We start from the raw sequence: 23,840 nt of genomic DNA, 5'->3' as shown, positions 1-23,840 counted from the left end.
CCTCACAGGTCCGAAAAGCGCCAGAGCCGCGCCGGCACCCGCGCTACGACGCCTGCATGCGCATCGACGAGGACGCGTGCTACCGCGCGCTCGAGACCCGCGACCGTCGCTTCGACGGTCGCTTCTTCACGGGGGTGCGCTCGACGGGCATCTACTGCCGCCCCATCTGCCCCGCGCGCACGCCGAGGCGGGAGCGCTGCGTGTTCTTCCCCTCGGCGGCCGCCGCGCAGGAGGCCGGCTACCGCCCGTGCCTGCGCTGCCGCCCCGAGGCCTCGCCCGGGACGCCCGCGTGGCTGGGCACGTCGGCCCTCGTCTCGCGGGCGCTCCGGCTCATCGCGGAGGGCGCGCTCGACGACGCGGACGCCCCGGCGCTCGCGGCGCGGCTCGGCGTGGGCGAGCGCCACCTGAGGCGGCTCTTCCTGCGGCACGTGGGCGCGTCCCCGCTCGCGGTGGCGCAGACGCGGCGCCTGCTCTTCGCGAAGAAGCTCCTCGACGAGACAGCGCTCTCCATCACCGAGGTGGCGCTCTCGTCGGGGTTCTCGAGCGTCCGCCGCTTCAACGACGCGATCCGCGCCGCCTACGAGCGCTCGCCGCGCGAGCTGCGAAAGGCCGTGTCGAAGCGGGGCGGGGGAGGGGCGGGCGGCGCGCCGGACATCGCGCTCCGCCTCCCGTTCCGGCCGCCGCTCGACTGGGGCGCGCTCGCGGGCTTCCTCGGGGCGCGCGCGATCCCCGGCGTGGAGTCGGCGGAGCCCGGCGCGTACCGCCGCACGGTGCGCGTCGCTGGCGGGCACGGCGTCGTCGAGGTGCGCCCGGAGGCCGGCGAGCCGTACCTCCTCGCGCGGCTGCGGCTGCCCGGCACCGAGGGGCTCATCCACTGCGCGGAGCGGCTGCGGCGGCTCTTCGACCTCGGCGCCGATCCCGACGCGATCGCCGCGCACCTGGGCGCCGATCCGCGGCTCGCCCCGCGGGTCCTGGCGATGCCGGGCGTGCGCGTGCCGGGCGCGTGGGACGGCTTCGAGCTCGCGGTGCGGGCGATCCTGGGCCAGCAGGTGAGCGTCCGCGCCGCGACGCAGCTCGCGGGCCGCCTTGTCGAGCGGCACGGCGAGCCGCTCGCGGTCCGCGGCGGCCTGCCCGAGGGCGCCGAGGGGCTCCGCTTCGTCTTCCCGGCGCCCGAGGCGCTCGCCGCGGCCGATCTGACGGACCTCGGCCTGCCGCGCGCCCGCGCCGCGACGATCACGGCGCTTGCGGCGCGCGTGGCCTCCGGCGAGGTCGCGCTCGACGCCTCGCGCGGCCTGGAGGAGACGGTGCGCGCGCTCTGCGCGGTCCCGGGCGTCGGCGCGTGGACAGCGCACTACATCGCGATGCGCGCGCTGCGCGAGCCGGACGCGTTTCCGGCGACGGATCTCGGCCTGCGGCGCGCGCTCGGCGGCATCTCCGGCGCGGATCTCGCGGCGATGGCCGAGGCGTGGCGGCCGTGGCGCGCCTACGCCGCGGTGCTGTTGTGGACGGCGGACGCGCAGGGCGCGCGGCCCGCAGAGAGGGAGGTATCGGATGGATCTCTCGCTGGATGAGGTGGAGTCGCCGATGGGGGTCATGCTCTTGGCCGCCGGGGGCGGCGCGATTCACGCGCTGGATTTCGCGGACTGCGCGCCGCGCCTCCGCCGCTTGCTGGAGGCGCGGTATGGCGCGGTCGCGCTCCACAGCGCCGCGGATCCCTGCGGCTTCTCCGGCCGGTTGAGGGCCTATCTGGGCGGCGACCTCGGCGCGCTCGCGGACGTCCCCTTCGAGCCTGGCGGCACCGTCTTCCAGCGCCGCGTCTGGGCGGAGGTCCGGCGCATCGCTCCAGGGTCGACGCGGAGTTACGGCGAGATCGCCGTGTCTCTCGGCCAGCCGTCGGCGTCCCGCGCGGTCGGCCTGGCGAACGGCCGGAATCCTATCTGTCTGATCATCCCGTGCCACCGGGTCATCGGGGCCGGCGGAGAGCTCACGGGCTATGCCGGCGGCCTGGAGAGGAAGCGGTGGCTGCTCGCGCACGAGGGCGCCCGCTTCTTCGCTCCGAGCAGCGCCGCGATCGTCGGATAGTCGCTTCCCTGGGCTGGCGAGGCGATGTCCCGCTGATCGAGGTGGCGCTCACGTCTGCCGGCGCACGGCTCAGGTGTCGAGGTGCGCAAGCGCGGTGATGATGCGTTCGGCGGTTCCTCGAGCGCCGTCGCCTGACAGCGCGCGCGAAGCACGCGCAGACCCGTTGGGGATGAAGCGGAAGGATGACCTGACCGGAGCTCTCCGGTCCGCGCGAGCAGTTCATGCGCGAACGACGCTGGTCTTCACCCTGTAAGCGCGCGGCTGCCGTGCGGCGTCCGTCCACGCAGGCGGACAGCCAGACGTCTGCCCATGGACAGCCAGACGTCTGGCCACGCCGGCTCGCACGCGGCCTGATCGACGCCGGGCCCTACCCGGAATAGATCCACATGAGAATTCCGATGACTGCACCGCCCCGCCACCCCGTCACCGCCGACCAGCTCCGCCCGGGAGACCCCTACGAGCTGTCGGAGGGCCAGCTGGTCGAGTGCCTGCCCAGCGGTCGCCGCGGCGGCCGGCGCAACGGCACCGGGTTCGGCGTGCTCGACAGCGATCCGCTCGCCGAGGCTGCCGCCGTCGATCTCGGCGTCTCGCCGCAGCCGGAGATGCTGCGCGCCCCCGACATCGCCGTCGGCCCCATCCCGGACGAGCCCGGCTGGGCCACCGAAGCGCCGCCGCTCGCCGTCGAGTACGCGGACACCGGCCAGGACGAGATGGAGCTGCAGAGCAAGATCGACGAGCTCTTGGCGGCCGGCACGCGCTGGATCTGGGTGGTGCGCCTTCAGGGCGCACGTCGCGTCGAGGTCTATGATGCCTCCACCTCGGCCAGGCAGAAGGCGCCGGAGCGCAGGGCGCAGGCGAGCGCCGGCGCGCCGAGGCCCCGGCGCCTGCCGGCGCGGGTGGCCTTGCCGGGCGAGGCGCTGCTCGCGCCGGGCGTGCTGAAGAACCCGGTGCTCGTCGAGGCGCTCTACGACCGCGAGGCCGCGCACGAGGCGACCCTGCGCAACCTGCTCCAGCGCAGGGGCTATGAAGACATCGAGGCGGTCCGGGAAGAAGGCAGAAGCGAGGGCAGGAAAGAAGGGCACACCCAGGCGCTGCGAATCGCGGTCCGGGATCTTTGCGAGGTGCTCGGCATCGCCCTGTCACCGGAACGCGAGGCGACCCTCGAGGCCATGGCCGGACCGGAGCTCTCCACCCTGCGCGAGCAGCTCAAGCGCGAACGACGTTGGCCTTGACCGTGTAAGCGCGCGTCCTCTGTGCGGCGTGCGTCGAAACCTGCCGACGGGCCAACCAATCTGCCGACGGCGATGGGGGCTCACCAGGTCGTGATGAACGTGCAGGATCTGGCGCCGCGCAGGCGCGTAGGTTGGCTCTCGTCGAGCACCGCGTCGAGCGTCGGCTCGAATTTGCGGCCGCAGCCGACGATGACGCCGCGGTCGTTCTCGCTCGGGTAGGGGGTGTCGCACACCACGTCGATACGGCGCTTGCCCACGCGCGCGCAGCGGAAGTGGCCGATGCCGTCCGCCATGGCGCCCGTCTGGACATCGAACATGGCCGCCCCGTTCAGGCGATGGTTCATGTGATAAGCGATATCGATGAAGCGGAACGCGGCCTCGACGTCCTTGATCTCCTCGGGCCACAGGGCGTTGTCGGGGATGTATCTGCCGATCTGGAACATGGTCTGCGGCCCGATCTCGCGGAGCACGTCCCGGTACACGTCGAGGCAGACCTGCTGCGGGTACCAGGCATTGACGTCGATCTCCCGGATCCCGTGCCTGGCCAGGATCTTGAGCGCCAGGCCAGAATACGAGCCCGTCGCCATGGTCAGGCCGACGAGGGCCTGGCCGCGCACCTCGATATCCTCTCGTATTGCCTTGAACGCTTGCATGAGCCCCCCTGTCGGCAGGCGGTACGGGCGCGAGCCGCGCGGCCGGACGATCATCGTAGCAATACCTGCTCAGCATCGTCGAGGCCGAGTGCACCGGGTCACGCGCGCCGGCCGCACGGCGCGGAGCGCGGCGGTCGAACGGGGGGCCGTGGCGGAGCCGGTCGGAGCCGATCAGGCGCGCGCCGCCCCCGTGGACCGCTCACCGCCCGCCGTGGTATGCCATGGAAGCTTGCGGGGGGAAGGTGAGCTCTCCTGTGGCAGATGACAAGGGACACCAGGCGCTCGCGTCCATTCTCGCGCTCCTCGCCGAGGTTCGTGAGGGCGCGTACAATGGGAGGCTCGAGGCGCTGCCGGCCGACGACTCGCTCGCTCCGGTGCATGAAGGAATCAACGCCATGCTCGAGGTGCTCGTCCGGGAGCGGCGCCGGAATGCGGTCTACCGCGACGAGCTCGAGGAGGCGCGCACGACGATCGAGCTGCAGCGGGCCGCGATCCGGGAGATCTCCAGCCCGATCATCGAGGTGGGACGTGGGGTGCTCTGCTTGCCCCTCGTGGGGATCATGAGCACGGAGCGCAGCGAGGGGGTGCTTGACGCGCTGCTCGCGGCCGTGTCGGAGCGCGGCGCGCGTTGTGTGGTGGTGGATGTGACCGGCCTGAGCGGAATGGACATCGACACGGTGCGGTGGTTGCTCCGGCTGGCCGGCGCGGTGCAGCTGCTCGGCGCACGCTGCGCGTTGACGGGGATCGGGAGCGAGCTGGCGAGGACCATCGTGCACGCTGATTTCGAGGTGAGGGGGCTGACCACGTTGAGCAGCGTGCGCGAGGCCCTCGATCGCTTCGCGCGGGCCTCGGGGTGATGGGCGTCGATCACCGTTGCCGCCGCCGCGGACAGGGCCATGTCAAGTGGTGATAGCCTCAGTATGGATATAGGATACGGTACGATGCTTTCCGCTTGAACATGAGGCAGAGGCAATCGGCGGCTCAGGTGTGCGGGGGCCAGCTTGATCCGCTGCGCCTCACCAGGGCAGCGCGCGAGACGCGCTGCCGCATCGATCCGATTGATTTGCGATGATCCCGGACGCGCCGATGGAGGGCTCGGCGCGCTCGACGCACCATGATCTCGTCCGCGTCAGGCGGGAGTTGGAAGGAACGATGTCCGCCGCCGGTGAGGTCGTCGCTGCAGCGGCGGTCGCTGCGGAAGCGATGGATATGTGGGAGAGCGCTGCTCGCCTCTCTCAGGCCGCCATGCGGCGCACTGGATCGGCTCCGCAGGTGATCTGATCTGGCTGCCGCGCGGCGCTCTGGAACAGCTCGGAAGGCCTGTGATCGGCGAAGCCGAGGTCCAGGGCCAACTCCGTCAGGCTCCGGGCCTCGAGGAAGAGCGGTCTCCCGGCCCCACGCGGCCCAGGAGAGCTGCCGCTGGCAGGAGGCTACTTCTTCCCGCCGAGCAGCGCCGCGATCGTCGGATAGTCGCTGTCCTCGACGGCGCCCTGGATCACGCACGTCACCTGCCCACTCGGCGCCGCGATCGCGTGGATCGGCAGCTCGGTCGTCTCCTTCACGCCGAGCGCCCGAAGCCACCCGGCCCGCTGGGGCCCGTCGGGCAGCCAGTACGAGGCGCGCACCCCGGTGCCCGGCTGCGCCTCCAGGAACCGCGACAGCTGCCGCTCGTCGTCGTCGATCGAGATGAACGCCAGGTCGACGAGCACGCCGGCCGCCCGCAGCTTCTGCTGCCACCCGAGCAGCCGTGGCATCTCCTCCATGCACGGCTTGCACCACGCCGCCCAGAAGTTCACCCACACCCACTTGCCGACGCCGAATCCGATGTGCGCCGGCAGCTTCTCCGCGCCGGCGGCGGCGACCGCCGTGAGCCCGCCCGACGAGGGCGCAGGCCGCGGCGACTGCCCCGCGCACAGGAGCCGCGGGGCGGCCGGCGCCGCCTCCGCCGCGGCGCTCGCCGGCGCCGTGGCGCTCGCGGGCGCCGCGGCCCCCGGCGCCGTCACCGCGTTGCTCCGCCCCTGACCGGGCGTCGGAGGCGGCGGCAGATCGGCCTTCTTGTCGGCGTCGCACCCGCCCGCGAGCCCCGCGGCCAGCGCGAGGGCCACGAAGGCGCTCCGGAGGGCGCCGCTCCTCCTCGCGGTGCTCACAGCTGACAGTCCACCCACGAGACGAACGCGCTCCGGTTGATGGCCTCCGCCGTACATGCCTTGTTCTTGCGCGAGACGTTCCATTGGCAGTATTCCGCGCCGAGCTGCGCGAACTCGTTCCCGAGCCACAGCATCCCGACCTTCTTGTCCAGGTCCTGCTCCTTGAACTTGTCGGAGATGTCGAAGAACGCGCTGTTCGCGCGCTTGTGCGACAGCGTCCGGTTGAACTCCGGCCCCCCCGTCTTCGACGCGCGGGCGACGATGAAGAAATAGCGGGCGCCGCGCCGATCGAGCCACATCTCCTCGATCATCTTCTTCCCGTCGTCGTCGAGCTTCTCCGAGGCGTCGTCGAACATCACGACCCCGCCGCGCTGCTTCAGCGGCGTGAAGAGCGCGTTGAAGTCGTCGTCGCTGATCGACGCGAGCGTCTTCACGTCGGCCGGCTGGCACCCGCGCCGCGCCTCCGCCCCGACGAGGCCGCACGCGTTGAGCACCCGCTGGAGCACCGTCTTGAACGCGGGCGTGCAATACGGCGCCTCGGCGTCGTTGGCGATGGCCACGGCCGGCTTCACCGCCGCGGCCAGGCCCGTCTTCAGGCGCTGCGACGCGGCCTGCACCTCGCTGTGCACCGTCACCCCGGACGCGACCAGAAGCGCGCACCCGGCCACGATCCCGATGATCCCTGCGCCTCTCATGAACACCTCACTTCGTCCGGAGCGCCGGCGCGAGCTGCCTTATCGCGTACGACATCCCGATGTCCGTATCTTCGTCGCAGAGCCGCGTCGTGCCCAGGAACATCTGTGGCGTCGAGACAGGGAGCTTGTTGTCCACGATGTAGCGGAGCATACGGTTCAGCCGCAGCGCCGTCTCCTTCGAGTCCATGCATGCGTCGAGCCCCGGCCAGCGCTGCCGGATCGCCGCCTGGACGTTGGCGGTGCCCGCCCCCGCCTTCGCGCCGGCGAGCAGCTCTTCCTGGTTCTCGTAGGCCCACTCGAGCACATCCATCGCCCGGTGATCGCTGCACAGGATGGCCTTCGAGAGGAGGCACGAGCCCGGGTGCACCGGCCGGTCGAGCATCCAGTTGCACTCGCTGTCCAGCGGGAAGAGCACCAGCGTCGCGTCGAGCTTGTCGAACACCCCCTCGGACACGAGCCGCTGGTGGAACGCCTTGCAGGTCGGGCAGAGCGGATCGACGAAGATCGTCGCCGGCTGCACCGCGCCCGGGCGGGTCACGTGGAGCAGCGCGCCGTTCGGCTCGGTCGGCTTCTCCAGCTTGCCGCAGCCGGTCATGTAGCTCGCGTAGCTCGGCAGCGCGCTCGCGTAGAGCAGCGCCGGCGTCACCGTGCACACGGCGAGCGCGACGAGCCACCCCGGCAGGAGCAGCAGCGAGCCCATGCGGCGCGCGGGCTGGGCAGGCGCTGCGGCGGCCCCGCCCGGCGCGTCGACCCCGAGGGGCGCCGCGGGCACGGTGGGCCCCACCCCGGCCGCGCCAGCTGGAGCAGCCGCGCGCGGCGCCGCGCTGGACCAGGCCGCGGCGCGTGCCGCCCTGCGGTCCTCGAGGAACGCCCAGACGCCGCCGGCCGCGAGCAGGACCGACGAGATGTACATGCCGACGCACGTCTTGCAGAACACCCCGAGGCGCGTCGCCGAGATGATCGCCATCATGAGCGACACGGCGAGCGGCGTGAGGCCCGCGACGAACAGGAAGTGCGCCGCGCGCCGCGGCGCGTGCTCGGCCGAGAGCAGCACATAGAGCGCGAACGCCGCGAAGAACGCGAACGCGCCCAGGGCGAACAGCGAGATCGGGATACCGCCCCAGAAGCCCTCGCGGAACAGGGCGGAGTAGGGGCTGTACATGGCCACGCGGCACGCGGTGTCGGCGCCCGCCTGCGCGCCGAGCCCCGGGATGAAGCTGCAGTGCAGGTCGTGGACCTGCCGGTCGAGGTGCCGGATGTAATCGAACGTCGATGAGGCGCTGAACGCGAGTCCCAGGAGCGACCCGCTGAGCGCGAGCGCCGCAGGCCCGCGAGGACCACGACTGCCTGACATGGCCGAGTGGATTACGCGACGTCGGGCAACGCGTCAAATAAGGACGCCTGTGCGCCCGGGCGTCGCGCGGCCGACGACGCGCACGCGCGCCGCGCCGTCCAGGGAGCGATCGCGCCGCGACCGCCGCGCGCCGCGACCGCGGTGCGCTGAGCCCGCCGGCAGGCATCGCCGAGGCCGCCGGCCCCGCGCCTCACGCCGCGGGGCGCTGGTCGGCGTTGCCCACGCGATCGGCCGCTGCTAGGAGCCGGCTCGGGGGGATTCGGGATCCCAGAGCCAACCGATGACGACCTCTGCACCCGGCGCGGCCACCGGCGCGCCCCCTCCTGTGAAGCTCGGTCCGTTCGATGCCGAGTTCCTCGCGGACCTCCCTTACGACCCCTCGGTGCTCTTCTTCGACGAGCTCCTCGAGGTGGACGCCGAGAAGGGCCTCGTGCGCTGCCGTATGCCGACCGACAGGCCGATGCCGCTCGTCGACGCGCAGCGGGCGCACCCGCTGCTGCACCCGCGCCACGTCGCCGGCGCCATCATGGTGCACGCGACGGGGATGCTCGGCTTCGTGCACGCCTACCACCTGCTCGGGCTGCGCCACCGCGAGGGCTGGATCGGTTATGGCACCAACATCCACCGGGTGGTCTTTCGCAAGCTGGTCCAGCCGGGCGCGCCCATCGAGGCGACGTGCGTGGCGACGCGCTCCCGCCTCGGCGTGAAGCGGCACATGATCCGCTATTCGTTCGAGTTCCGTCACGAAGGCAGCGTCTGCTACGAGGGCGATCAGACGGCCGTGTGGATGCGCGTGCAGGACGTTCCAGCCATGGATTCCCGACCCGCGCTCGAGGACCCCGAGCGATCCCTCGCTTGACCCGCGCGTTCGTCTCGTCTACCGGCCCTCCCCATGTCGGATTTCGATGCAGGATCGATCGTCCCGTCCACACGCGATCTTCTCCAGGTGCTCTCCACCCGGAGGAAGAACATGGCTCTTGTCGGGCTCGTCGGCTCGGAGGCGCCCGCGGAGGATGCGGCGCGGCTGCATGAGCTCAACATCTCGGCGCTCGCGTTCGCCGAGGCAGGGCTCGCCATGCAGGGGGCCGCGCGGGCGACGAGGACCGTGCCGTCGCTCTGCCTGTCGCGGGTGAGCGATCGCGACGGCGCCCTCGCGGCGCGCTACCACGGGGCGGACGGGGTCTGCATCGACGCGACGCTGCCGCTCGACGACTGGGACCGCCTCGCGAAGGGGGCGAGGACGATGCGGATGCTCCCGCTCGCGCTGGCGGAGAGCAAGGAGGGGGCCGAGGCTGCCGCGAAGGTCGGCGCGCGCGCGGTCCTGCTCCGGTGCGCGTCGGCGGACGAAGTGATCGAAGCCGTCGCGTCGCTCCCGAGGGCGCTCACCGTCGTCGCCGAGGTGCTCTCGGCCGACGCCGACGCGCTCCGCCGCCTCGTCGGTCACGTCGACGCGGCGATCGTCCCGCCGGGCGTCCACAAGTCGGCGCAGTTCCCGGCGCTCGTCGCCGAGGTCGATCCCTGAGCGCTGAAAGTTCGGGCCGCCCCTCGACGGCGCCGGCTCCCTCCTCCACGATCCGGCCTCGATGAGCAACGCTCACGAACTGGAAGAGCGGCGGCGCGCGCTCCGCGAAGGGGCGCTCGTGCAGGCCATGCCCGAGCTCGGGACGCTGATCGTCACCGGATCGGACCGGCAGACCTGGCTGAACGGCCTTGTCACCTGCGATCTCGCGCCGCAGAAGCCGCTGCCTGCCGGGGCGAAGGCCGCGCCTCCCGCGGGCGGCGCCTACGGGCTCAACGTGGGGAAGACCGGGAAGATCTTCGCCGAGGTGTGGATCGTGATCGCGGCCGATCGCATCTACGTCGGCGCGCTGCGGGAGCGCGTCGAGCAGCTCCGGGAGATCTTCGACCGCTACCTCATCATGGAGGACGCCGAGGTCCAGGACGCCTCCGGCGAGCACGCCTGGGTCTTCGCCCACGGCCCGCGGTCCGCCGATCTCGCGGCGGCCGGGCGCGCGGCCGGCGCCGAGGCCGCGATCGTCGACTGGACCGGCCTCGGGGGCGCGCTCCTCGTGGCGCCCCGGCAGGCCGAGGGCGCCGTCCTCGAGGCGCTCCTCGCCGGGGGCGAGGCCCGCCCGGTCGTGCCGGTGACGGCGGCGGCGTGGGAGGTGCTCCGGGTCGAGAACAACGTCCCGCGGTTCGGGGTCGATTTCGACGACCAGAACTTCCCGCAGGAAGCGTCGATCGAGGAGCGCGCCGTCTCGTTCAACAAGGGGTGCTACCTGGGGCAGGAGACGGTGTTCATGCTCCAGGCGCGCGGTCACGCCAAGAAGCGGCTCGTGCAGCTCGCCGTGGAGGGGGAGGGCGGCGTGCCCGCGGGCGCGGAGATCGCGCTGCTCGACGGCGCGGCCGTCGGCGCCGTCACGAGCCAGGTCGAGGATCCGCGCGGGACAGGGCTTCTCGCGCTCGGCTACGTCAAATACAAACACGCCGTCCAGGGCACGGCGCTCCGGGTCGCCGGCCGGGCGGCCGAGATCACGCGCGCGCCGAGGGCGGGGGACGGGCCGGGTCGGGCCAAGGTCTAGCGCCCCGCCGTCGGCCGGACGGCGGGCCGGCGGAGCGCGGATAAGCGCATCTCAGGGGAAGATCTCGCGCTCTCCATAGACCGCGGCGAGCCGCTGCAGCGCCACGGCATAGGCGGCGAGGCGCAGCGTGCACTTCTTCTGCCGCGCCATCTCGGTCACCTCGCGGTAGGCCCGCTTCATCGCCTTCTCGAGCCGGGAGTCGACCTCCTCGAGCGTCCATGTCTCCGAGCGCTTGTTCTGCACCCACTCGTAGTAGCTCACGGTGACGCCGCCCGAGTTGGCGAGGACGTCGGGCAGGATATGGATCCCGCGCTCCAGGAGGATCTTCTCCCCCTCGGGCGTGCACGGCCCGTTCGCGCCCTCCGCCACGAGGCGGACCTGCAGCCAGCTCGCCTCCTCCACGCCGACCTGGTTCTCCAGGGCCGCCGGGATGAAGATGTCCGCCTTGAGCCGGAAGAACTCCTCGCGGCTGATCGGCTTGCCGGCGGGGTAGCCCGCGATCGAGCGGTTCTTCTTCACGTAGTCCTGCAGCTTGTGCGGATTGAACCCTTCCGGATTGTAGAGATACCCTGTGTGATCGCCGACCGCGACGGTCGAGGCGCCGAGCTTCGACAGGAGCACGGCCGTGTTCGAGCCGACGTTGCCGAAGCCCTGCACGAGCAGCGTCGAGCCGCCGAGGTTCACGTCGTTGTCCTCGGCCCACTCGGTGATGCAGTGGACGACGCCCTGGCCCGTCGCCTTCTCGCGACCGTACGTGCCGCCCGACGCCACCGGCTTGCCCGTCACGACGCCCTTCACCGCCTGCTTGAAGAGCTGTCCGACGGTGTTCATGTACGTGTCCATGGCCCAGGCCATGGTCTTTGCGTCGGTGCCCATGTCGGGAGCCGGGATGTCCGTCTCCGGGCCGATGTTTCCGCCGAGCGCATGGAAGAAGCGGCGGGTGATCCGCTGGAGCTCGGCGCGCGACACCTCGTTCGGGTTGAACTTGATTCCCCCCTTTCCACCGCCGAGCGGCAGGTTCATGAGCGCGCACTTCCACGTCATCATCGCGGCCAGCGCCTTGAGGTCGTCGAGCGACACCGTCTCGTGATATCGAATGCCCCCCTTGAACGGCCCGAGGAGGTTGTTGTGCTGGATCCTGTAACCCTTGAAGAGCCGGATGCTGCCGTCATCCATCCGTACAGGGAAATTGACGATGATCTCGTTCTTCGGCTGGCTCAGGATCGTGGTGATGTAACCCGGCAGCTCGATCAGCCGGGCAGCCTCGTCGAGATAACCCTGGACGACTTTGAAGAACTCGTATTTGTGCCTGTGGCTCGGAACAGCAGGGACGCTCACAGGCGGAGTCGTGTTCTTGGTACTGAGTTGTTCTTCCATGGCTATGTAACTTTCTAGTGCGCCGAGCCCTTCCGTTCAACGTCGGGCGCAACCATGCGATGCGTCATCGTGGTTCCGGACGGGCGGGGCGATGCGTCAGGCCGCCAGTGTGCGAGGAGGCGCCGCGTTGACGGCGGGGAAGCTGCGTCGGGCGGCGAGGCGGCGCGTGCGTGCGATGTGGGTGTCGCGCATCGATGGATGCGCGGTCGTTGAACCGCGCACCGCGCACCGCGCACGGCGCGCGACGCCGTTCAGGACCTCGACCACAGGACATACAGATATGTGATGGTCCCGGTGACGAGCAGGGCATCGACGCGGTCGAGGATGCCGCCGTGGCCGGGGACGATCCCGCCAGAGTCCTTGATCCCGAAGGAGCGCTTGAACAGGGACTCCCCCAGGTCTCCGGCCTGACCGAGGCCGCCCGCGACGATCGCGAGCGCGACCGCGTCCACGAGCGGCAGCGATCGGAGGAACCAGAAGTGGGCAAGGAGCGCGCCGATCACGGCGAAGAGCAGGCCGCCGAGCGCGCCCTCGACGGTCTTCTTCGGGCTCACGGCCTCGTAGAGCTTGCGCCGACCGAGGAAGCGGCCGGCGAAATAGGCGCCTGTGTCGGAGAACCAGGAGAGCAGCAGGGCCAGCACAACGAACGAGGGGCCGTCGGCGCCCGCGTCGCGGCGGAGGAGCGCCAGCGCGCCGAGCCCGCCGCCGACGTAGAGCGGGCCGAAGGTCATCGCCAGCACGCGCAGCGCCGCGGTGCGCATCTCGCCGAGGCGCACCAGCGTGACGAGCATCGCGACGAACGGGAGCAGGAAGATCAGCGCGAGCAGCGCGCCCGGCGAGCCGCTGAACCGCCAGATCACGCCGAGGACGGCGAGGGTGAGCGCGACGCCGGTGGCCCGCGCGACGCGGTCGTCCGCGTGCGTCATCGCGAAGAGCTCGAGCGCGCCGATGGCGGAGGCGGCCGCGACGAGCGCCGCCCAGCCCCAGCTCGGGCCGAGGTAGAGCAGCGAGAGGAGCAGGGGAGCGGCCACGATCGCGGTGGTGACCCGCATCGCGAGGTTGGAAGCAGCCAATCTCAGACCCCCGTCCGTGAGCCGTCGTGGGAAGCATGCGAGGCGGGCGCGGCGATCTCGCGCGCGCGCCACGGCCGCTCCGCGTCGAGCGCATCCGCGCGCGACGTGGACGACGGCTCGCCCCCGGAGCCGCCCTCCCCGTCGTGCGCGGGCGGGGCGGCGCCGTCGCGCCGCTGGTAAACCGCGATGGCGGCGAACAGGTCGTCCTCGGTGAAGTCGGGCCACAGCCGCTCGGTGAACGACAGCTCGGCGTATGCGGCCCCGTAGAGCAGGAAGTTGGAGAGCCGCTGCTCGCCGCCGGTGCGGATGATGAGATCCGGCTCGCCCACGCTCAGGCTCGGCAGCCGCGCGGCCAGCAGCTCCCCGTCGATCGACTCCGGATCGAGCCTGCCGGCGACCGCCTCCATCGCGAGCTCGCGCGCCGCGGCGGCGATCTCCTCGCGCGCCCCGTAGGACAGCGCCAGCGCGAGCGTCATCTGCCGGTTCGTCGCGGACGCCTTCCGGAGCGGGTCGAGCACGTCGCGCACGCCCTCGGGGAGCCGGCTGATGTCGCCGATCGCGACAAGGCGGATGTCGTTCTCGAGGATCTCGCAGCGCTCGCTCATCAGGTACTCGCGCAGCAGCCCCATCAGCGCGTCGACCTCGTTCTGGGGCCGCGCCCAGTTCTGCTCGCTGAACGCGTACAGGGTCAGCGCCTCGACGCCGAGCCTCCGGCAGACGCGCACGATCCGCCGCACGGCCGCGCTGCCGGCCTTGTGCCCGGCCTCGCGCGGCTCGCCGCGCAGCTCCGCCCAGCGACCGTTGCCATCCATGATGATTCCGACGTGGCGCGGGAGATTTCTGGCTTCTACAAGGTTCATCGGCGGGGGCAGTTTCCCTTGTTGACTACCGACTGTCGACTGTTGAGTCTTCACGCCCATGAGCACAGGGGTTGGTCTCACGGTCACGCTGCGCGTCAGGATGGGCGCGCACGACGCACATTACGCGGGCGAGCTGTGCGATGGAGCGCGTATTCTCGCGCTCTTCGGAGACGTCGCCACCGAGCTCCTGATCCGCCTCGACGGCGACGAGGGGCTCTTCCGCGCGTACGAGGCGGTCGAGTTCCTCGCCCCGGTCCGAGCAGGCGATTTCATCGAGGCGACCGGGGTGGTCACCAAGGTCGGCGCCACGTCGCGCGCGATGGCGTTCGAGGCGCGCAAGGTCGTCGCCAGCGTCCGCGAAGCGGGGGTGGCGCCCTCGGCGGCCGACGCGCTGGCCGAGCCGATCATCGTGTGCCGGGCGCTCGGCACCTGTGTCGTCCCGAAGGAGCTCCAGCGTCGGCCGCGCCTCGTCCTGCCGGCGCTCTCGGCGCCGCCCCCGGACCACGCGCAGCTCCCGGAGCCGCGGCCGATCATCACGCCGCCCCCCCGGATCCTTGTCACGCCGCCGCAGAGCGCCCTCATCCTGACGGCCGCGATCGTCGGCGCGGAGACGACCCGGGCGCAGACGCCGCACCTCCCCATCACGGCGCGCGAGCTCGCCGACGAGGCCGCCCGCTGCCGCGACGCGGGCGCGTCGGTGGTCCACCTGCACGTCAGGAACCCGGACGGGTCGCCGAGCCAGTCGCGCGCGCTGTTCGCCGAGGCGATCGCCGCGATCCACGAGAAGACGGACGTCATCGTCCAGACGTCGACCGGAGGCGCCGTCGGGATGGGCGTCGACGAGCGCGCCCAGCCGCTGCTCTGCAGCCCCGAGATGGCCACCCTGAACTGCGGCACGCTCAACTTCGGCGACGGGATCTTCGACAATACCCGGCCCCTCATCCGGGACATGGCGGCCCGCATCCGCGCGGGGGGGAGCGTCGCCGAGCTCGAGTGCTATGAGGTCGGCCATATCCATGAGGCGCTCAGCCTTGTCGCCGAGGGGCTCCTCGCGGAGCCGCTCCACTTCCAGTTCGTGCTGGGGGTGCCCGGCGGCATCGCGGCGCGCGAGGACGTGCTCCGGTTCATGATCACCCAGATCCCGCAAGGCGCCACCTGGGGCGTCGCCGCCGTCGGCCGCCACCAGCGCCCGATGACCGAGCTCGCCATGCAGCTCGGCGGGCACGCGCGGGTTGGGCTGGAGGACAACATCTACCTGGACAAGGGCGTGCTCGCCGAGGGGAGCGCGCCGCTCGTCGCGCGCGCCGCCGCCTTCGCGCGGAGCGTCGGCCGCGAGGTGGTCGAGCCGGACCGCGCGCGCCAGCTGCTCGGGATCCGCCCGCGCGCCGCGGCGGCCCAGGCCGGCGCGGCTTCCGGAGGGAGCGCGCGCGCGCAGGGATGACGGACCGACCGCTCTCGCCCTGGATCGATCACCTGCGCGGCCGGCTCCCGATCGCGCTCGGCATCGCTCTTCTCGGGGCCGTCGCGCGGCTCTCGGCGCCGCCCCCGCCGGCGCGGACCGCGGACGCCATCGCCGGGATGCTCGGGGAGGCGATCGGCGGCGCCGTCGGCCCGGACGACTTCGTCTGGGAGGAGCGCGGCGGGTTCTTGTCCGACGCGCTCCTGGGCCGGCGGGTGCTGTTTCTAGGCGTCCCGCGCCCGGGCGACGCGGAGCGCGGGCCCGACGCGGAGCGCGCGCCTGACGGGCGCGGCGCCGCCGACCTGTACCGCGCGCGCGTGCGGCTCACCCGCTCCGGCCGGCCGGTGAGCCTGGACGGCGTGCGCAACCTGACCGAGACGTTCCTCGGCGATGATCGCGGCCTCGTCGCCCGCGGCAGCCGCGTCGCGGTGACCACCTCCGCCTTCGGCGTCGTGCAGGGGATCACGCAGCTCGATTTTGGCGGCGATGGGCGCGCGGGTGCGCGGCCCCTCGGCGAGCGGCTCCGCGCGGCGATCGACGGCTGGCTCGAGACCGGGAGCGTCGACGGCGCGTCGCGCACCGAGATCTCGTTCGACAACCCGCCCGCGTCGGCGCGGCTCGACCTCGTCGACGAGGGCCTGGTGATGGCGCTCGGGCCGGAGGCGGTCCCGGCGGCGCTCAACGCCAGCACCGGGGAGGTCGACACGGGCGGACGTGATCCGTTCGTCGCCCGCGCGCACCACCTCCCGCGCCGCATCCCCTCGCTCGGGGAGCTCGCCGGGCCGTCCGCCGAGCGCCTGCTCGGTCCGACGGCGGCGGCCGCGGTCGAGCGGCTCGCGCTCGCCGCGGACCGCGCGACGGCGAGGGTCCGCGCCGCGCAGGCCGCCGCGTACGTGACCCGAGGCCCCGCGTCGCCCGAGCCCGCGCCGGAGGGGTGGCCCTCGCTCTGGCCGCCGCCGCCGGTCGCGCCGGCGGTCGATCCCCCGCTCCCGGGGGAGGGCGCCTGGGTGCTGGTGGCGCCCTCGCTCCCGCGCGCGCTCCCCGGCGTCGAGGACGATCCGCAGCGCCCCTCCAGCCCGTTCGCCGCGACGACCCTCCGGCCCGATCCGCGGCGGCCGGAGCTGCGCGTCCACCTGCTCGCGATCGACACGCGGCACATCCGGTTCACCTTGCAGGCGGGATACGAGGCGCCCAGGCCGACCGTCGGCCCGCGCGGCACGGGGCAGCTCCCCCACGCGTCGACGCTCCGCGGCGCCATCGGCCTCGGCGCCTCCCCGCGCGGGCCGGGCGCGCCCCGCGCGGGGGCGGAGGCGCTCGGCATGGTCGTCGGCGGCCGCGCGATCGTGCCCCCGCGCGACGGCGCGGCGACGCTCGGGGTCGACCTCTCGGGCCGGCCGTACTTCGGCGCATGGCCGTCGGGCGGGGATGTCGAGCGCGTCCCCTGGGCGCTCTGGCAGCGCCCGGCGGCCTCGAGCCCCGGCGCGCCCCGCGCGGAGGGATCCACGCGCTTCCCCTGGGCGCTCTGGCAGGGCCCTTCGCTCTTCGAGGCAGGGAGCGCCGCGGCCCCGCTCGCCATCCTCGCCGGCCCTCCCGCGGAGCGCGCCCCCGCCAGCGCGGCGCTCTCACCCGACGACGGCGACGACCTGATCGTCGAGCGCGCGGCGCTGTGCATGACCGACCGCGGCTTCGTGGTCCACGCGTGGGGCAGCGCCCTCGACGCGGCCGCGCTCCGGGCGGCGCTCGAGCGCGCCGGGTGCCTCTCCGGCGTCTCGCTGGGCAGGGCGCCGGACCCCCTCGGCGTCGCCTTCCTGAGCCCCCAGCAGGACGGCATCTTGACCGCCGAGCGCCTCTCGCCCGCGATGTCGATCGCGCCGCCGGAGCACGCCTCGGCCGCGTCGCCGCGCCCCTTTCTCTTCTTCGAGTCGCGCTGGACGCACGGTGCCCCCGCGCCGGACCTGTCGCTGCCGGGCGAGAGCGCGGGCTGGACCGAGGACGGCGGCGCGCAGCCGCCCCCGGCGTGGAGCCCGGCGGTGTACGCCGCCGACACCGTGCACCTCGGCGCGCAGGTCCGCGTCCACGCCTTCGCTCCGGACCGGTTCCTGTTCCGTCTCCGCGCCGGCTCGCGCGAGATCTCGCCGCGGAGCGCGCCGAAGCTCGACGCCGAGGTGCCGGCCGACGAGCGGCGGCAGGTCCTCGCGGCGATCGGCGTCGGCACCGGTCGGCGGCGGGGCCCGCGCGGGCTCGCCGTGGGCGGCACCGTCGGCCTTCGCTTCCGCGGCGAGGGAGGCTTGCTGCTGGTCCGCCAGGGCCGCATCGAGATCCGCCCGGCGGGCGGCGCCCCGCTCGCGCCGGGCGCGGACGCGACCGAGCTGCCGCTCACCGCCGACGACGGCAGGCTGCGGCCGGAGGCGCGCGAGATCGGGACCATGCGCCGCCGCAGCGCTGCCTGCGTGCTCGACGACGGCACGCTGCTCGTGGCCACGACCACCTTCGACAGCGACGAGGCGACGACCGAGGCGTTGCTCGACCTCGGCTGCGCCCGCGCGGTCGCGCTCGATCGCGGCGCGCACCGCAACGCGTTCGTGCACCGGGCCTCCGGCGACCCCGCCCTGCAGCAGACCTACGAGGAGACCGCGCTCTTCGCGGTCGGCGTCGCGATGCCCGGCCGGGCGCGCCGGCTCGCCCCCTGAGCGCGGGCGGCGGTCAGGCGTGGGACAGCATGCCTCGCAGCATGCCGAGCGCGCGCGTGTGCAGCTGCGAGACGCGGGGCTCGCCGATCCCGAGCTCTGCGCCGATGTCCTTCAGCTTCGCCCCTTCGAAGTAGTACATGCCGATCACGCGCCGCTCCCGCTCCGGGAGCTGCGCGATCGCGAAGGACAGCGCCCGCCGGGTCGCCTGCGCCGAGATCGCCTCGATCGGATCGTCTTCGCCGGACATGTGCACCGACTCCTCGGTCGGGGTCACCTCGCTCAGGCTCACGAAGACGGTCGCGCCGCCGACCTTGCCGGCGGCTTCCGCCTCGACCGCCTCGCGCGCTCGCCGCGAGAGCCAGTCCTGCGCGCGGAGCTCATCGACGATCGCGCCGCGGATCCGGAGCTTCGCGTAGCCGGCGAACGTCTCGCCGTCGCTCCCGCCGTTCTTGCGGATCGAGTCGACGAGCCCGAGCATCCCCGCGCTGAGCAGGTCGTCGCGCTGCACGTTGGGCGGCAGGTGGCGCGACACCTGCCGCACCAGCTTGCGGACGAGCGGGAAGTACCCCTGCAGCACCTCCGGGCGGAGCGGCGTGCACGTCGGCTCGTGGTCGCGCGGCCCGCCCGGGCAGGCCGCGTCGGTACAGCGCGGCGGGCTATGCGAGCCGCTGTCCGGCTCGCCCTCCGGCGCCAGCGACCGCCACGGACCCTCGTAGGCGCAGGCAGACGTGGCCTCCACGGATTCCCAAATGTCGTGCGCGCACCTTGACGCGACCTCCGCGGACTCCCAAAGCTCGTGGGCGAGCGACGCGCCCGCCCCCTGCACCGCGATGCTCGGCGCTCCATCGAGGCCGAGGGCAGAAGGCGCCTCGATCAGCGCGTGCTCACACGGAACGACCGGACACGTCGCGCCCAGGGCGACCGGCTGGACGAACTCGCCCCCGTCACAGCATGCGGGGAGCGACATGGGAGGAGCGTGCCCCTCCCGCTGCAGTCGGGTCGATTGCTGCACGTGAGGTGGATTGGTGCCACAACTCTCGCAGCGTGCAAGGCAGAGCCGTGCAATTGTGTCTGGTGCGGATGTTCAGTGTGTGGATTATAGCCAGCGGCCGCGACAGCTCACCTTTTCGCAGGCGAAGTTTCAGGAGCAAGGGTGGGTGAACCTGACCCCAGGCCCTTCTCCGTCCCGCCGCCGCTGTGCGCCGTGTCCGAGTTTGTCCCTGTAGTATTCATGGGTTGCGGCTGAGGGGCACGGGGCTCGCCTGACCCATACACCTCTTCTTCCGCGGACACAGGGACATCGCGCGCCGCTTCATCGGCCGCGACGGAACCCTTCGCTCCCTCGTAGCGCGGCGCCTCTCCAGGCCCCGAGTAATCCACCCAGTAGACTTTATCTGATCTGACGTCCAGGTGAACGAACGTAGAGTTGGGATAATATCCGACACCTGCGTTGCGGAAACCTCGGCAGAAATCGCGGACCACGGTGTTGGGCACGCCCTCGACCATGAAATCGACGGCGCGACCGTGGTTGTGGTTGGAGTGCGGGGTGTACTGGGTGGGGGAGTAGGGGCGATAACCGCTGACGACGCGGAGGGTCCTGCCGCCGAAGTGGTCGCTCACCATCGCTATCAGCGTGGCGAGCCGGGGATCGATGGGTATCGAGGCGGTGGGGGACGCGCGCATCAGCCGGCTGAGCTTGGGGAGGGCCTTGGGCACGAGCCGCCCCTTCGGCGTGAGCAGCTGGAGGTCCAGCCGCTCGGCGCCTCGCGCCAGGCGGACCCACCCAGGGCGCTTGGGTCGCTGCGCATAGCGCTTGTTCGGCGGCATCGACCGGGGATCGGCCTTCGCCGCGTCCCTCTTCGCCGACCCCTTCCCCCGGGGACCGGCCTCGGCGTCGCGCTCCTTCGCGCTGGCGCCGCGGCTCCGCTCCCGCTCGTCGCGCAGCGCGGCGGCCCGGCCGGGCGCGGCGCGCGTGGACCGCGCGCGCGCGCCGGGCTCACCCCGCTCCGGGATCACGAGGACGAGGCCCGGGTGGATGCGCTGGCCAGGCTTGAGCCCGTTCGCCTCGCGGAGCGCGTCGACCGTGATGCGGTACCGCTTCGCGATCTTGCCGAGCGTCTGGCCGGCGTAGACCGTGTGCTGGCCGTCCTCGGCGACCGCCGTGCCGGGCGCGGCGCTCAGGAGAAACGCCGCCGCGAGGGCGGCGAGCGCACATCGCAGCCGCGATGGGCGCGACGACCGAGAGGTGGGCTCCATCGCGGCCCCGGCGCGGGGGCCGATGCCGCAGAAACGGGAGAACTCCGGATGCATGAGGGGACTCTGACCTGACGTCATCCGTGCCCGACGACCGAGCCCCGGACGGTGCTACCCTGGGCTGGCGCGCGCTCGCCGGCCCGACCGGCGGCGCAGCACCGCGTGTCGAACTTCGATAGGCGGGCAGGAGGCGAGCGTAAAGCGGTTTTTTGCCCAGCGATCCCCGGTGGTGCGAAGCTTCGCCAGAAGCGACCAGAGGCGATCACAGGGGATCGGGCGCCCGGGAGCCGGGCAACGCAGCCCGGGCTTCCCTTGCTTCACCACGGCGGGCGCGGAGCAGGACGGACGGGATGTCGGAAGGCAAGAACTTGATCGGGGTCGATATCGGATCGAGCGCGATCAAGATCGCTCAGATCAAGGAAGGCCGCAGAGGCTATGGCCTCGTGCGGCTCGGGTACGCGCCGCTCGCGCCGCAGGCCATCGTCGACGGCCACGTCATGAACGCGCAGGCCATCGTGGAGGCGCTCGGCCGGGCCTTCTCCGAGGCCAAGATCCGCCAGCGCGAGATCGCGCTCAGCATCAGCGGTCAGGCGGTCATCATCCGCAAGATCACGGTGCCGCTCATGACCGCCGCCGAGCTGGACGAGCAGATCCAGTGGGAGGCCGAGCAGCACATCCCCTTCGACATCAAGGACGTCCACGTCGACTACGAGGTGCTGCGCCGGCGCCCCGAGGCCGGGCAGATGGACCTCCTGCTCGTCGCCGCGAAGCGCGACGAGATCAACGACTACACCCAGATCGCCAGGACGGCGAAGCTCAAGCCCATGGTGGTCGACATCGACGCGTTCACCGTCCAGAACCTGTTCGAGGTGAACCGCGGCATCCCGCCGGACCAGACGTTCGCCATCATCAACGTCGGCGCGAGCCTCGCGTCGATCAACATCGTGTCGCGCGGCGCGAGCGCGTTCACCCGCGACATCGGCAACGGCGGCAACTACATCACCGAGCAGATCCAGCGGAAGCTCGGCATCAGCTTCGAGCAGGCCGAGGAGTTCAAGTGCGCCAGCGTGACCTCGGGGCCGGGCGGCGTGCCCGCGCAGGTCATCGAGACCATCGAGCAGGTGTGCGACTCCATCGCCGGGGAGATCCAGCGCTCGCTCGACTTCTTCCTGGCCACGAGCGGTGAGGGCGACATGCACCGCATCTACCTGACTGGCGGCTCGTCGAACCTGCCGGCGCTGCCCGCCGCGATCGGGCGGCGCGCCCGGGTGGCCGTCGAGCTGATCCAGCCGATGGAGCGCATCACCGTGGAAGCGAAGGAAGTCAACCAGGAGCTGCTCCGGCTCCGGGCGGCGCAGTTCTGCGTCTCGCTCGGGCTCGCGATGCGCAAGGACCGGGAGAAGCGCTCGTGATTCGCGTCAACCTTCTCCCGCAGCGGCGCGGCACGCGCGGGGCCGCGCCCCAGGCGAGCCAGCGGTGGCTGCTCGTCACGCTCGGCGTCGTGATCCTCGAGATCGTCGCGCTCTTCCTCTTCCACCAGACGAAGGTCGAGGAGCTCGACGAGCAGAACCGGAAGAACTCGCTGCTCCAGAGCCAGATCCAGGACATCCGCACGCTCGTCGCGAACCACGAGGAGATCAAGAAGGCGCTCGAGGTGCTGCGCGCGCGCGAGGACGCGATCGCGAAGCTCCAGGCCGCGCGCAGCGGGCCGACCGCGGTGCTCCTCGAGCTCGCGCAGCTGCTCACGAACGGCAAGGGGCCGACCGCCGACCCGGACAAGCTCGCGCAGCTCCGCAAGGAGAACCCGCTCGCCGTCTACAACCCCTCCTGGGACAGCCGCCGGCTGTGGCTCACGAGCTACGTGGAGTCCGAGCGGATCGTGCGCATCGAGGGGCTCGCGCGCGACGGCACCGACGTCTACGAGCTCGCCCAGCGGCTGAAGCTGTCCTCGTACTTCTACGACGTGCAGCTGCTCCCGGGGAAGAAGGAGAACGAGAAGGAGTCGCGGCTCGAGCTCGTCTCGTTCGCGCTGCAGCTGAAGGTGAGGTACTGATGGCCACGAAGCCCATGCCCGCGCAGGCCGGCTCGGCGCTCGACCGGCTGCCGCCGCTCGCCAAGCTCGGCGTCGGCGCGCTCTTCGCGGCGCTCGTCGGCATCCTGTACTTCGTCGGCTTCTACGCCGACGTCGACTCGCAGATCGAGGGCGCCGTGCAGAAGCAGGGCGTGCTCCAGGCGGAGCTCACCAAGGCGCAGGCGTCGAAGGCCGCTTACCAGAAGGACCTCGACGAGAAGACCCGCCGCGAGCAGATGAGCCGCGAGCAGAAGAAGATCCTCCCGGACGAGTCCGAGACGCCGGCCTTCCTCTCCGCCATCCAGGGCGTCGCGACCGTCTCCGGCGTCAACTTGACGTCATGGAGCCCCACCGAGGAGATCCCGCAGGAGTTCTTCTCCAAGGTGCCGATGCAGCTGACGCTCTCCGGCAAGTTCCACCAGGTGGCGAAGTTCTTCCACGGCGTGGGGCAGCTGGATCGCATCATCAACCTCGAGGAGGTCCAGATCAAGGAGCCGAAGGTCGTGGGGACCGACGTGGAGATCAAGGTGGAGTGCCTCGCGACCGCGTTCCGCGCCGTGCGCGCCGGGGAGACCGCGACGAGCGGCGTGAAGCGGCGCAGCGGAGGTGTCCGGTGACGCCTGGCCGGATGCTGCTGCTCGCCCTCGGGGCGACCACCGCCGCGGCCCTCGCGCTCGCGGGGTGCGGGGAGGAAGAGCCGATGACCTCGTCCACCCAGGCGCGCCCGGCCGGGGCGCCGGCCTCGGCCTCGCCCCCGCGCGCGCCCGCGGCCGGCGCCGCGTCCGCGGCCGCGGACGCCGGCGCGCCGGAGCTGCCGCCGCTGCCGCTCCGGGAGTTCCAGGAGGCCGACTTCTCCGAGAGCGACCGGAGCCGCGACCCGTTCCGGAGCTTCGAGTCGCTCTTCGCGACGCAGGCCCGGGGTCGGGTGACGATCCAGCGCCAGGTCCTCGTGGATCGCTTCGCGCTCGACGAGCTCAGGCTGGTCGGCGTCGTCTCGCGCGCGCCCGCCCGCGCGCTGCTCACCGATCCCACGGGGCTCGGGTGGGTGGTGAAGGTGGGCGATTTCGTCGGCAAGGCCGAGATCGTGCACGCCGGCGGCCCCACGGGCGTCGACGTGGCCGTGAACTGGCGCATCGATCGGATCCGCGACTCGGACGTCGTCTTCATCCGCGAGGACCCGTCGCACCCGGAGATCCCGCCGACCACGCGCGTGATCGCGCTGAGGCCGCTCGGCGAGGCGAACGAGTCGGGCTTCGGCGCCCCGTGACCGCCACGAATTGGGCCCGCGCCGGGCACCCGAAGTAGCCTCCCG

Annotated in this window: 23 protein-coding genes; 14 read left to right on the top strand and 9 right to left on the bottom strand. The window is 72.3% G+C overall.

Going from position 1 to position 23,840, the window contains the following annotated elements; translation table 11 throughout:
- Nucleotides 1-56 precede the first annotated feature (56 nt).
- The 3 genes from POL72_RS11450 (at nt 57) to POL72_RS11440 (ending at nt 3,314) form a co-directional block, all read left to right on the top strand.
- On the top strand, nt 57-1,571 hold the full coding sequence (locus tag POL72_RS11450; protein ID WP_272095149.1) for an AlkA N-terminal domain-containing protein: 1,515 nt from the start codon (nt 57-59) through the stop codon (nt 1,569-1,571).
- Nucleotides 1,552-2,082: a methylated-DNA--[protein]-cysteine S-methyltransferase gene (locus POL72_RS11445; RefSeq protein ID WP_272095147.1), complete on the top strand. Its 531-nt coding sequence runs from the start codon at nt 1,552-1,554 to the stop codon at nt 2,080-2,082. The genes POL72_RS11450 and POL72_RS11445 overlap by 20 nt, the downstream gene beginning before the upstream one ends.
- 386 nt (nt 2,083-2,468) lie before the next feature.
- Entirely contained in the window at nt 2,469-3,314 is an 846-nt protein-coding gene (locus POL72_RS11440) for a Uma2 family endonuclease (RefSeq protein ID WP_272095146.1), read from the top strand.
- 80 nt (nt 3,315-3,394) lie between these two features.
- Here the strand turns inward: POL72_RS11440 and POL72_RS11435 are convergent, their stop codons facing one another.
- Nucleotides 3,395-3,931, bottom strand: coding sequence for a hypothetical protein (locus tag POL72_RS11435; protein ID WP_272095145.1), 537 nt, complete (start codon nt 3,929-3,931; stop codon nt 3,395-3,397).
- Between the two features lie 290 nt (nt 3,932-4,221).
- Here POL72_RS11435 and POL72_RS11430 point away from each other — a divergent pair, with 290 nt between their 5' ends.
- Together POL72_RS11430 and POL72_RS11425 are read left to right on the top strand one after the other, a co-directional pair.
- A complete protein-coding gene (locus POL72_RS11430) occupies nt 4,222-4,824 on the top strand; it encodes an STAS domain-containing protein (RefSeq protein WP_272095144.1) in 603 nt (200 codons plus the stop codon).
- A gap of 211 nt (nt 4,825-5,035) precedes the next feature.
- Entirely contained in the window at nt 5,036-5,248 is a 213-nt protein-coding gene (locus tag POL72_RS11425; protein WP_272095143.1) for a hypothetical protein, read from the top strand.
- Nucleotides 5,249-5,397: 149 nt separating this feature from the next.
- Here POL72_RS11425 and POL72_RS11420 read toward each other — a convergent pair whose 3' ends face one another.
- From POL72_RS11420 to POL72_RS11410, 3 genes are read right to left on the bottom strand one after another with little or no spacing between them, the layout of a single operon-like run.
- A complete protein-coding gene (locus tag POL72_RS11420; protein WP_272095142.1) occupies nt 5,398-6,114 on the bottom strand; it encodes a TlpA family protein disulfide reductase in 717 nt (238 codons plus the stop codon).
- Nucleotides 6,111-6,809 carry an OmpA family protein gene (locus POL72_RS11415; protein ID WP_272095141.1) on the bottom strand — a complete coding sequence of 233 codons (699 nt, stop codon included), beginning with the start codon at nt 6,807-6,809 and terminating at the stop codon, nt 6,111-6,113. The genes POL72_RS11420 and POL72_RS11415 overlap by 4 nt, the downstream gene beginning before the upstream one ends.
- A 7-nt stretch (nt 6,810-6,816) precedes the next feature.
- Nucleotides 6,817-8,163, bottom strand: a complete 1,347-nt coding sequence (locus POL72_RS11410; RefSeq protein WP_272095140.1) for a vitamin K epoxide reductase/DsbA family protein — start codon at nt 8,161-8,163, stop codon at nt 6,817-6,819.
- Nucleotides 8,164-8,443: 280 nt separating this feature from the next.
- Here POL72_RS11410 and POL72_RS11405 point away from each other — a divergent pair, with 280 nt between their 5' ends.
- From POL72_RS11405 to ygfZ, 3 genes are all read left to right on the top strand, one after another.
- Complete coding sequence (locus POL72_RS11405) at nt 8,444-9,022, top strand: hypothetical protein (RefSeq protein ID WP_272095139.1); 579 nt, start codon at nt 8,444-8,446, stop codon at nt 9,020-9,022.
- Nucleotides 9,023-9,133: 111 nt separating this feature from the next.
- Nucleotides 9,134-9,685, top strand: coding sequence for a hypothetical protein (locus POL72_RS11400; RefSeq protein ID WP_272095137.1), 552 nt, complete (start codon nt 9,134-9,136; stop codon nt 9,683-9,685).
- A 61-nt stretch (nt 9,686-9,746) separates the two neighbouring features.
- The gene (ygfZ, locus tag POL72_RS11395) at nt 9,747-10,745 is read left to right on the top strand and encodes a CAF17-like 4Fe-4S cluster assembly/insertion protein YgfZ (protein ID WP_272095136.1); all 999 of its coding nucleotides are present in this window, start codon (nt 9,747-9,749) and stop codon (nt 10,743-10,745) included.
- 51 nt (nt 10,746-10,796) lie between these two features.
- Here ygfZ and POL72_RS11390 read toward each other — a convergent pair whose 3' ends face one another.
- The 3 genes from POL72_RS11390 to uppS form a co-directional block, all read right to left on the bottom strand.
- Nucleotides 10,797-12,122: a Glu/Leu/Phe/Val family dehydrogenase gene (locus tag POL72_RS11390; RefSeq protein ID WP_272095135.1), complete on the bottom strand. Its 1,326-nt coding sequence runs from the start codon at nt 12,120-12,122 to the stop codon at nt 10,797-10,799.
- A gap of 251 nt (nt 12,123-12,373) precedes the next feature.
- On the bottom strand, nt 12,374-13,195 hold the full coding sequence (locus POL72_RS11385; protein WP_272095133.1) for a phosphatidate cytidylyltransferase: 822 nt from the start codon (nt 13,193-13,195) through the stop codon (nt 12,374-12,376).
- A 2-nt stretch (nt 13,196-13,197) separates the two neighbouring features.
- On the bottom strand, nt 13,198-14,055 hold the full coding sequence (uppS, locus tag POL72_RS11380) for a polyprenyl diphosphate synthase (protein WP_272095131.1): 858 nt from the start codon (nt 14,053-14,055) through the stop codon (nt 13,198-13,200).
- A gap of 58 nt (nt 14,056-14,113) precedes the next feature.
- Here uppS and kal/cle point away from each other — a divergent pair, with 58 nt between their 5' ends.
- Complete coding sequence (gene kal/cle / locus POL72_RS11370) at nt 14,114-15,496, top strand: bifunctional 3-aminobutyryl-CoA ammonia lyase/3-keto-5-aminohexanoate cleavage enzyme (protein WP_276596421.1); 1,383 nt, start codon at nt 14,114-14,116, stop codon at nt 15,494-15,496.
- On the top strand, nt 15,493-18,204 hold the full coding sequence (locus tag POL72_RS11365) for a hypothetical protein (protein ID WP_272095130.1): 2,712 nt from the start codon (nt 15,493-15,495) through the stop codon (nt 18,202-18,204). Before kal/cle ends, POL72_RS11365 begins: the two co-directional genes overlap by 4 nt.
- Before the next feature lie 13 nt (nt 18,205-18,217).
- On the opposite strand, the gene POL72_RS11360 is transcribed toward POL72_RS11365, so the two are convergent.
- Nucleotides 18,218-19,171 (bottom strand): sigma-70 family RNA polymerase sigma factor, encoded by a 954-nt coding sequence (locus POL72_RS11360; RefSeq protein WP_272095129.1) that lies wholly within the window; start codon nt 19,169-19,171, stop codon nt 18,218-18,220.
- A gap of 152 nt (nt 19,172-19,323) precedes the next feature.
- Nucleotides 19,324-20,514 carry a peptidoglycan L,D-endopeptidase MepK gene (locus POL72_RS11355; RefSeq protein ID WP_272095128.1) on the bottom strand — a complete coding sequence of 397 codons (1,191 nt, stop codon included), beginning with the start codon at nt 20,512-20,514 and terminating at the stop codon, nt 19,324-19,326.
- A gap of 293 nt (nt 20,515-20,807) precedes the next feature.
- Between POL72_RS11355 and pilM the strand changes: the two genes are divergently transcribed.
- From pilM to POL72_RS11335, 4 genes are read left to right on the top strand one after another with little or no spacing between them, the layout of a single operon-like run.
- Nucleotides 20,808-21,869 (top strand): type IV pilus assembly protein PilM, encoded by a 1,062-nt coding sequence (gene pilM / locus POL72_RS11350; RefSeq protein WP_012238809.1) that lies wholly within the window; start codon nt 20,808-20,810, stop codon nt 21,867-21,869.
- A complete protein-coding gene (locus tag POL72_RS50935; RefSeq protein WP_272095127.1) occupies nt 21,866-22,510 on the top strand; it encodes a PilN domain-containing protein in 645 nt (214 codons plus the stop codon). The genes pilM and POL72_RS50935 overlap by 4 nt, the downstream gene beginning before the upstream one ends.
- On the top strand, nt 22,510-23,145 hold the full coding sequence (locus tag POL72_RS11340; RefSeq protein WP_272095126.1) for a type IV pilus inner membrane component PilO: 636 nt from the start codon (nt 22,510-22,512) through the stop codon (nt 23,143-23,145). Before POL72_RS50935 ends, POL72_RS11340 begins: the two co-directional genes overlap by 1 nt.
- Nucleotides 23,142-23,795 (top strand): pilus assembly protein PilP, encoded by a 654-nt coding sequence (locus POL72_RS11335; RefSeq protein WP_272095125.1) that lies wholly within the window; start codon nt 23,142-23,144, stop codon nt 23,793-23,795. Before POL72_RS11340 ends, POL72_RS11335 begins: the two co-directional genes overlap by 4 nt.
- Nucleotides 23,796-23,840 lie beyond the last annotated feature (45 nt).

Origin of the sequence: Sorangium aterium (assembly GCF_028368935.1) — a bacterium.
Taxonomy (GTDB): Bacteria; Myxococcota_A; Polyangia; order Polyangiales; family Polyangiaceae; genus Sorangium; species Sorangium atrum.
Note: the sequence above shows the minus strand (reverse complement) of the source record. Positions and strands in the feature narration are given on the sequence as shown.

Excerpts from the sequence above, each read along its gene's own strand:
- POL72_RS11450 (WP_272095149.1), top strand. The coding sequence starts at position 57 with ATGCGCATCGACGAGGACGCGTGCTACCGCGCGCTCGAGACCCGCGAC.
- POL72_RS11445 (WP_272095147.1), top strand. The coding sequence starts at position 1,552 with ATGGATCTCTCGCTGGATGAGGTGGAGTCGCCGATGGGGGTCATGCTC.
- POL72_RS11440 (WP_272095146.1), top strand. The coding sequence starts at position 2,469 with ATGAGAATTCCGATGACTGCACCGCCCCGCCACCCCGTCACCGCCGAC.
- POL72_RS11425 (WP_272095143.1), top strand. The coding sequence starts at position 5,036 with ATGATCCCGGACGCGCCGATGGAGGGCTCGGCGCGCTCGACGCACCAT.
- POL72_RS11415 (WP_272095141.1), bottom strand. The coding sequence starts at position 6,809 with ATGAGAGGCGCAGGGATCATCGGGATCGTGGCCGGGTGCGCGCTTCTG.
- POL72_RS11410 (WP_272095140.1), bottom strand. The coding sequence starts at position 8,163 with ATGTCAGGCAGTCGTGGTCCTCGCGGGCCTGCGGCGCTCGCGCTCAGC.
- POL72_RS11405 (WP_272095139.1), top strand. The coding sequence starts at position 8,444 with ATGACGACCTCTGCACCCGGCGCGGCCACCGGCGCGCCCCCTCCTGTG.
- POL72_RS11400 (WP_272095137.1), top strand. The coding sequence starts at position 9,134 with ATGGCTCTTGTCGGGCTCGTCGGCTCGGAGGCGCCCGCGGAGGATGCG.
- ygfZ (WP_272095136.1), top strand. The coding sequence starts at position 9,747 with ATGAGCAACGCTCACGAACTGGAAGAGCGGCGGCGCGCGCTCCGCGAA.
- POL72_RS11390 (WP_272095135.1), bottom strand. The coding sequence starts at position 12,122 with ATGGAAGAACAACTCAGTACCAAGAACACGACTCCGCCTGTGAGCGTC.
- uppS (WP_272095131.1), bottom strand. The coding sequence starts at position 14,055 with ATGAACCTTGTAGAAGCCAGAAATCTCCCGCGCCACGTCGGAATCATC.
- kal/cle (WP_276596421.1), top strand. The coding sequence starts at position 14,114 with ATGAGCACAGGGGTTGGTCTCACGGTCACGCTGCGCGTCAGGATGGGC.
- POL72_RS11365 (WP_272095130.1), top strand. The coding sequence starts at position 15,493 with ATGACGGACCGACCGCTCTCGCCCTGGATCGATCACCTGCGCGGCCGG.
- POL72_RS11360 (WP_272095129.1), bottom strand. The coding sequence starts at position 19,171 with ATGTCGCTCCCCGCATGCTGTGACGGGGGCGAGTTCGTCCAGCCGGTC.
- POL72_RS11355 (WP_272095128.1), bottom strand. The coding sequence starts at position 20,514 with ATGCATCCGGAGTTCTCCCGTTTCTGCGGCATCGGCCCCCGCGCCGGG.
- pilM (WP_012238809.1), top strand. The coding sequence starts at position 20,808 with ATGTCGGAAGGCAAGAACTTGATCGGGGTCGATATCGGATCGAGCGCG.
- POL72_RS11340 (WP_272095126.1), top strand. The coding sequence starts at position 22,510 with ATGGCCACGAAGCCCATGCCCGCGCAGGCCGGCTCGGCGCTCGACCGG.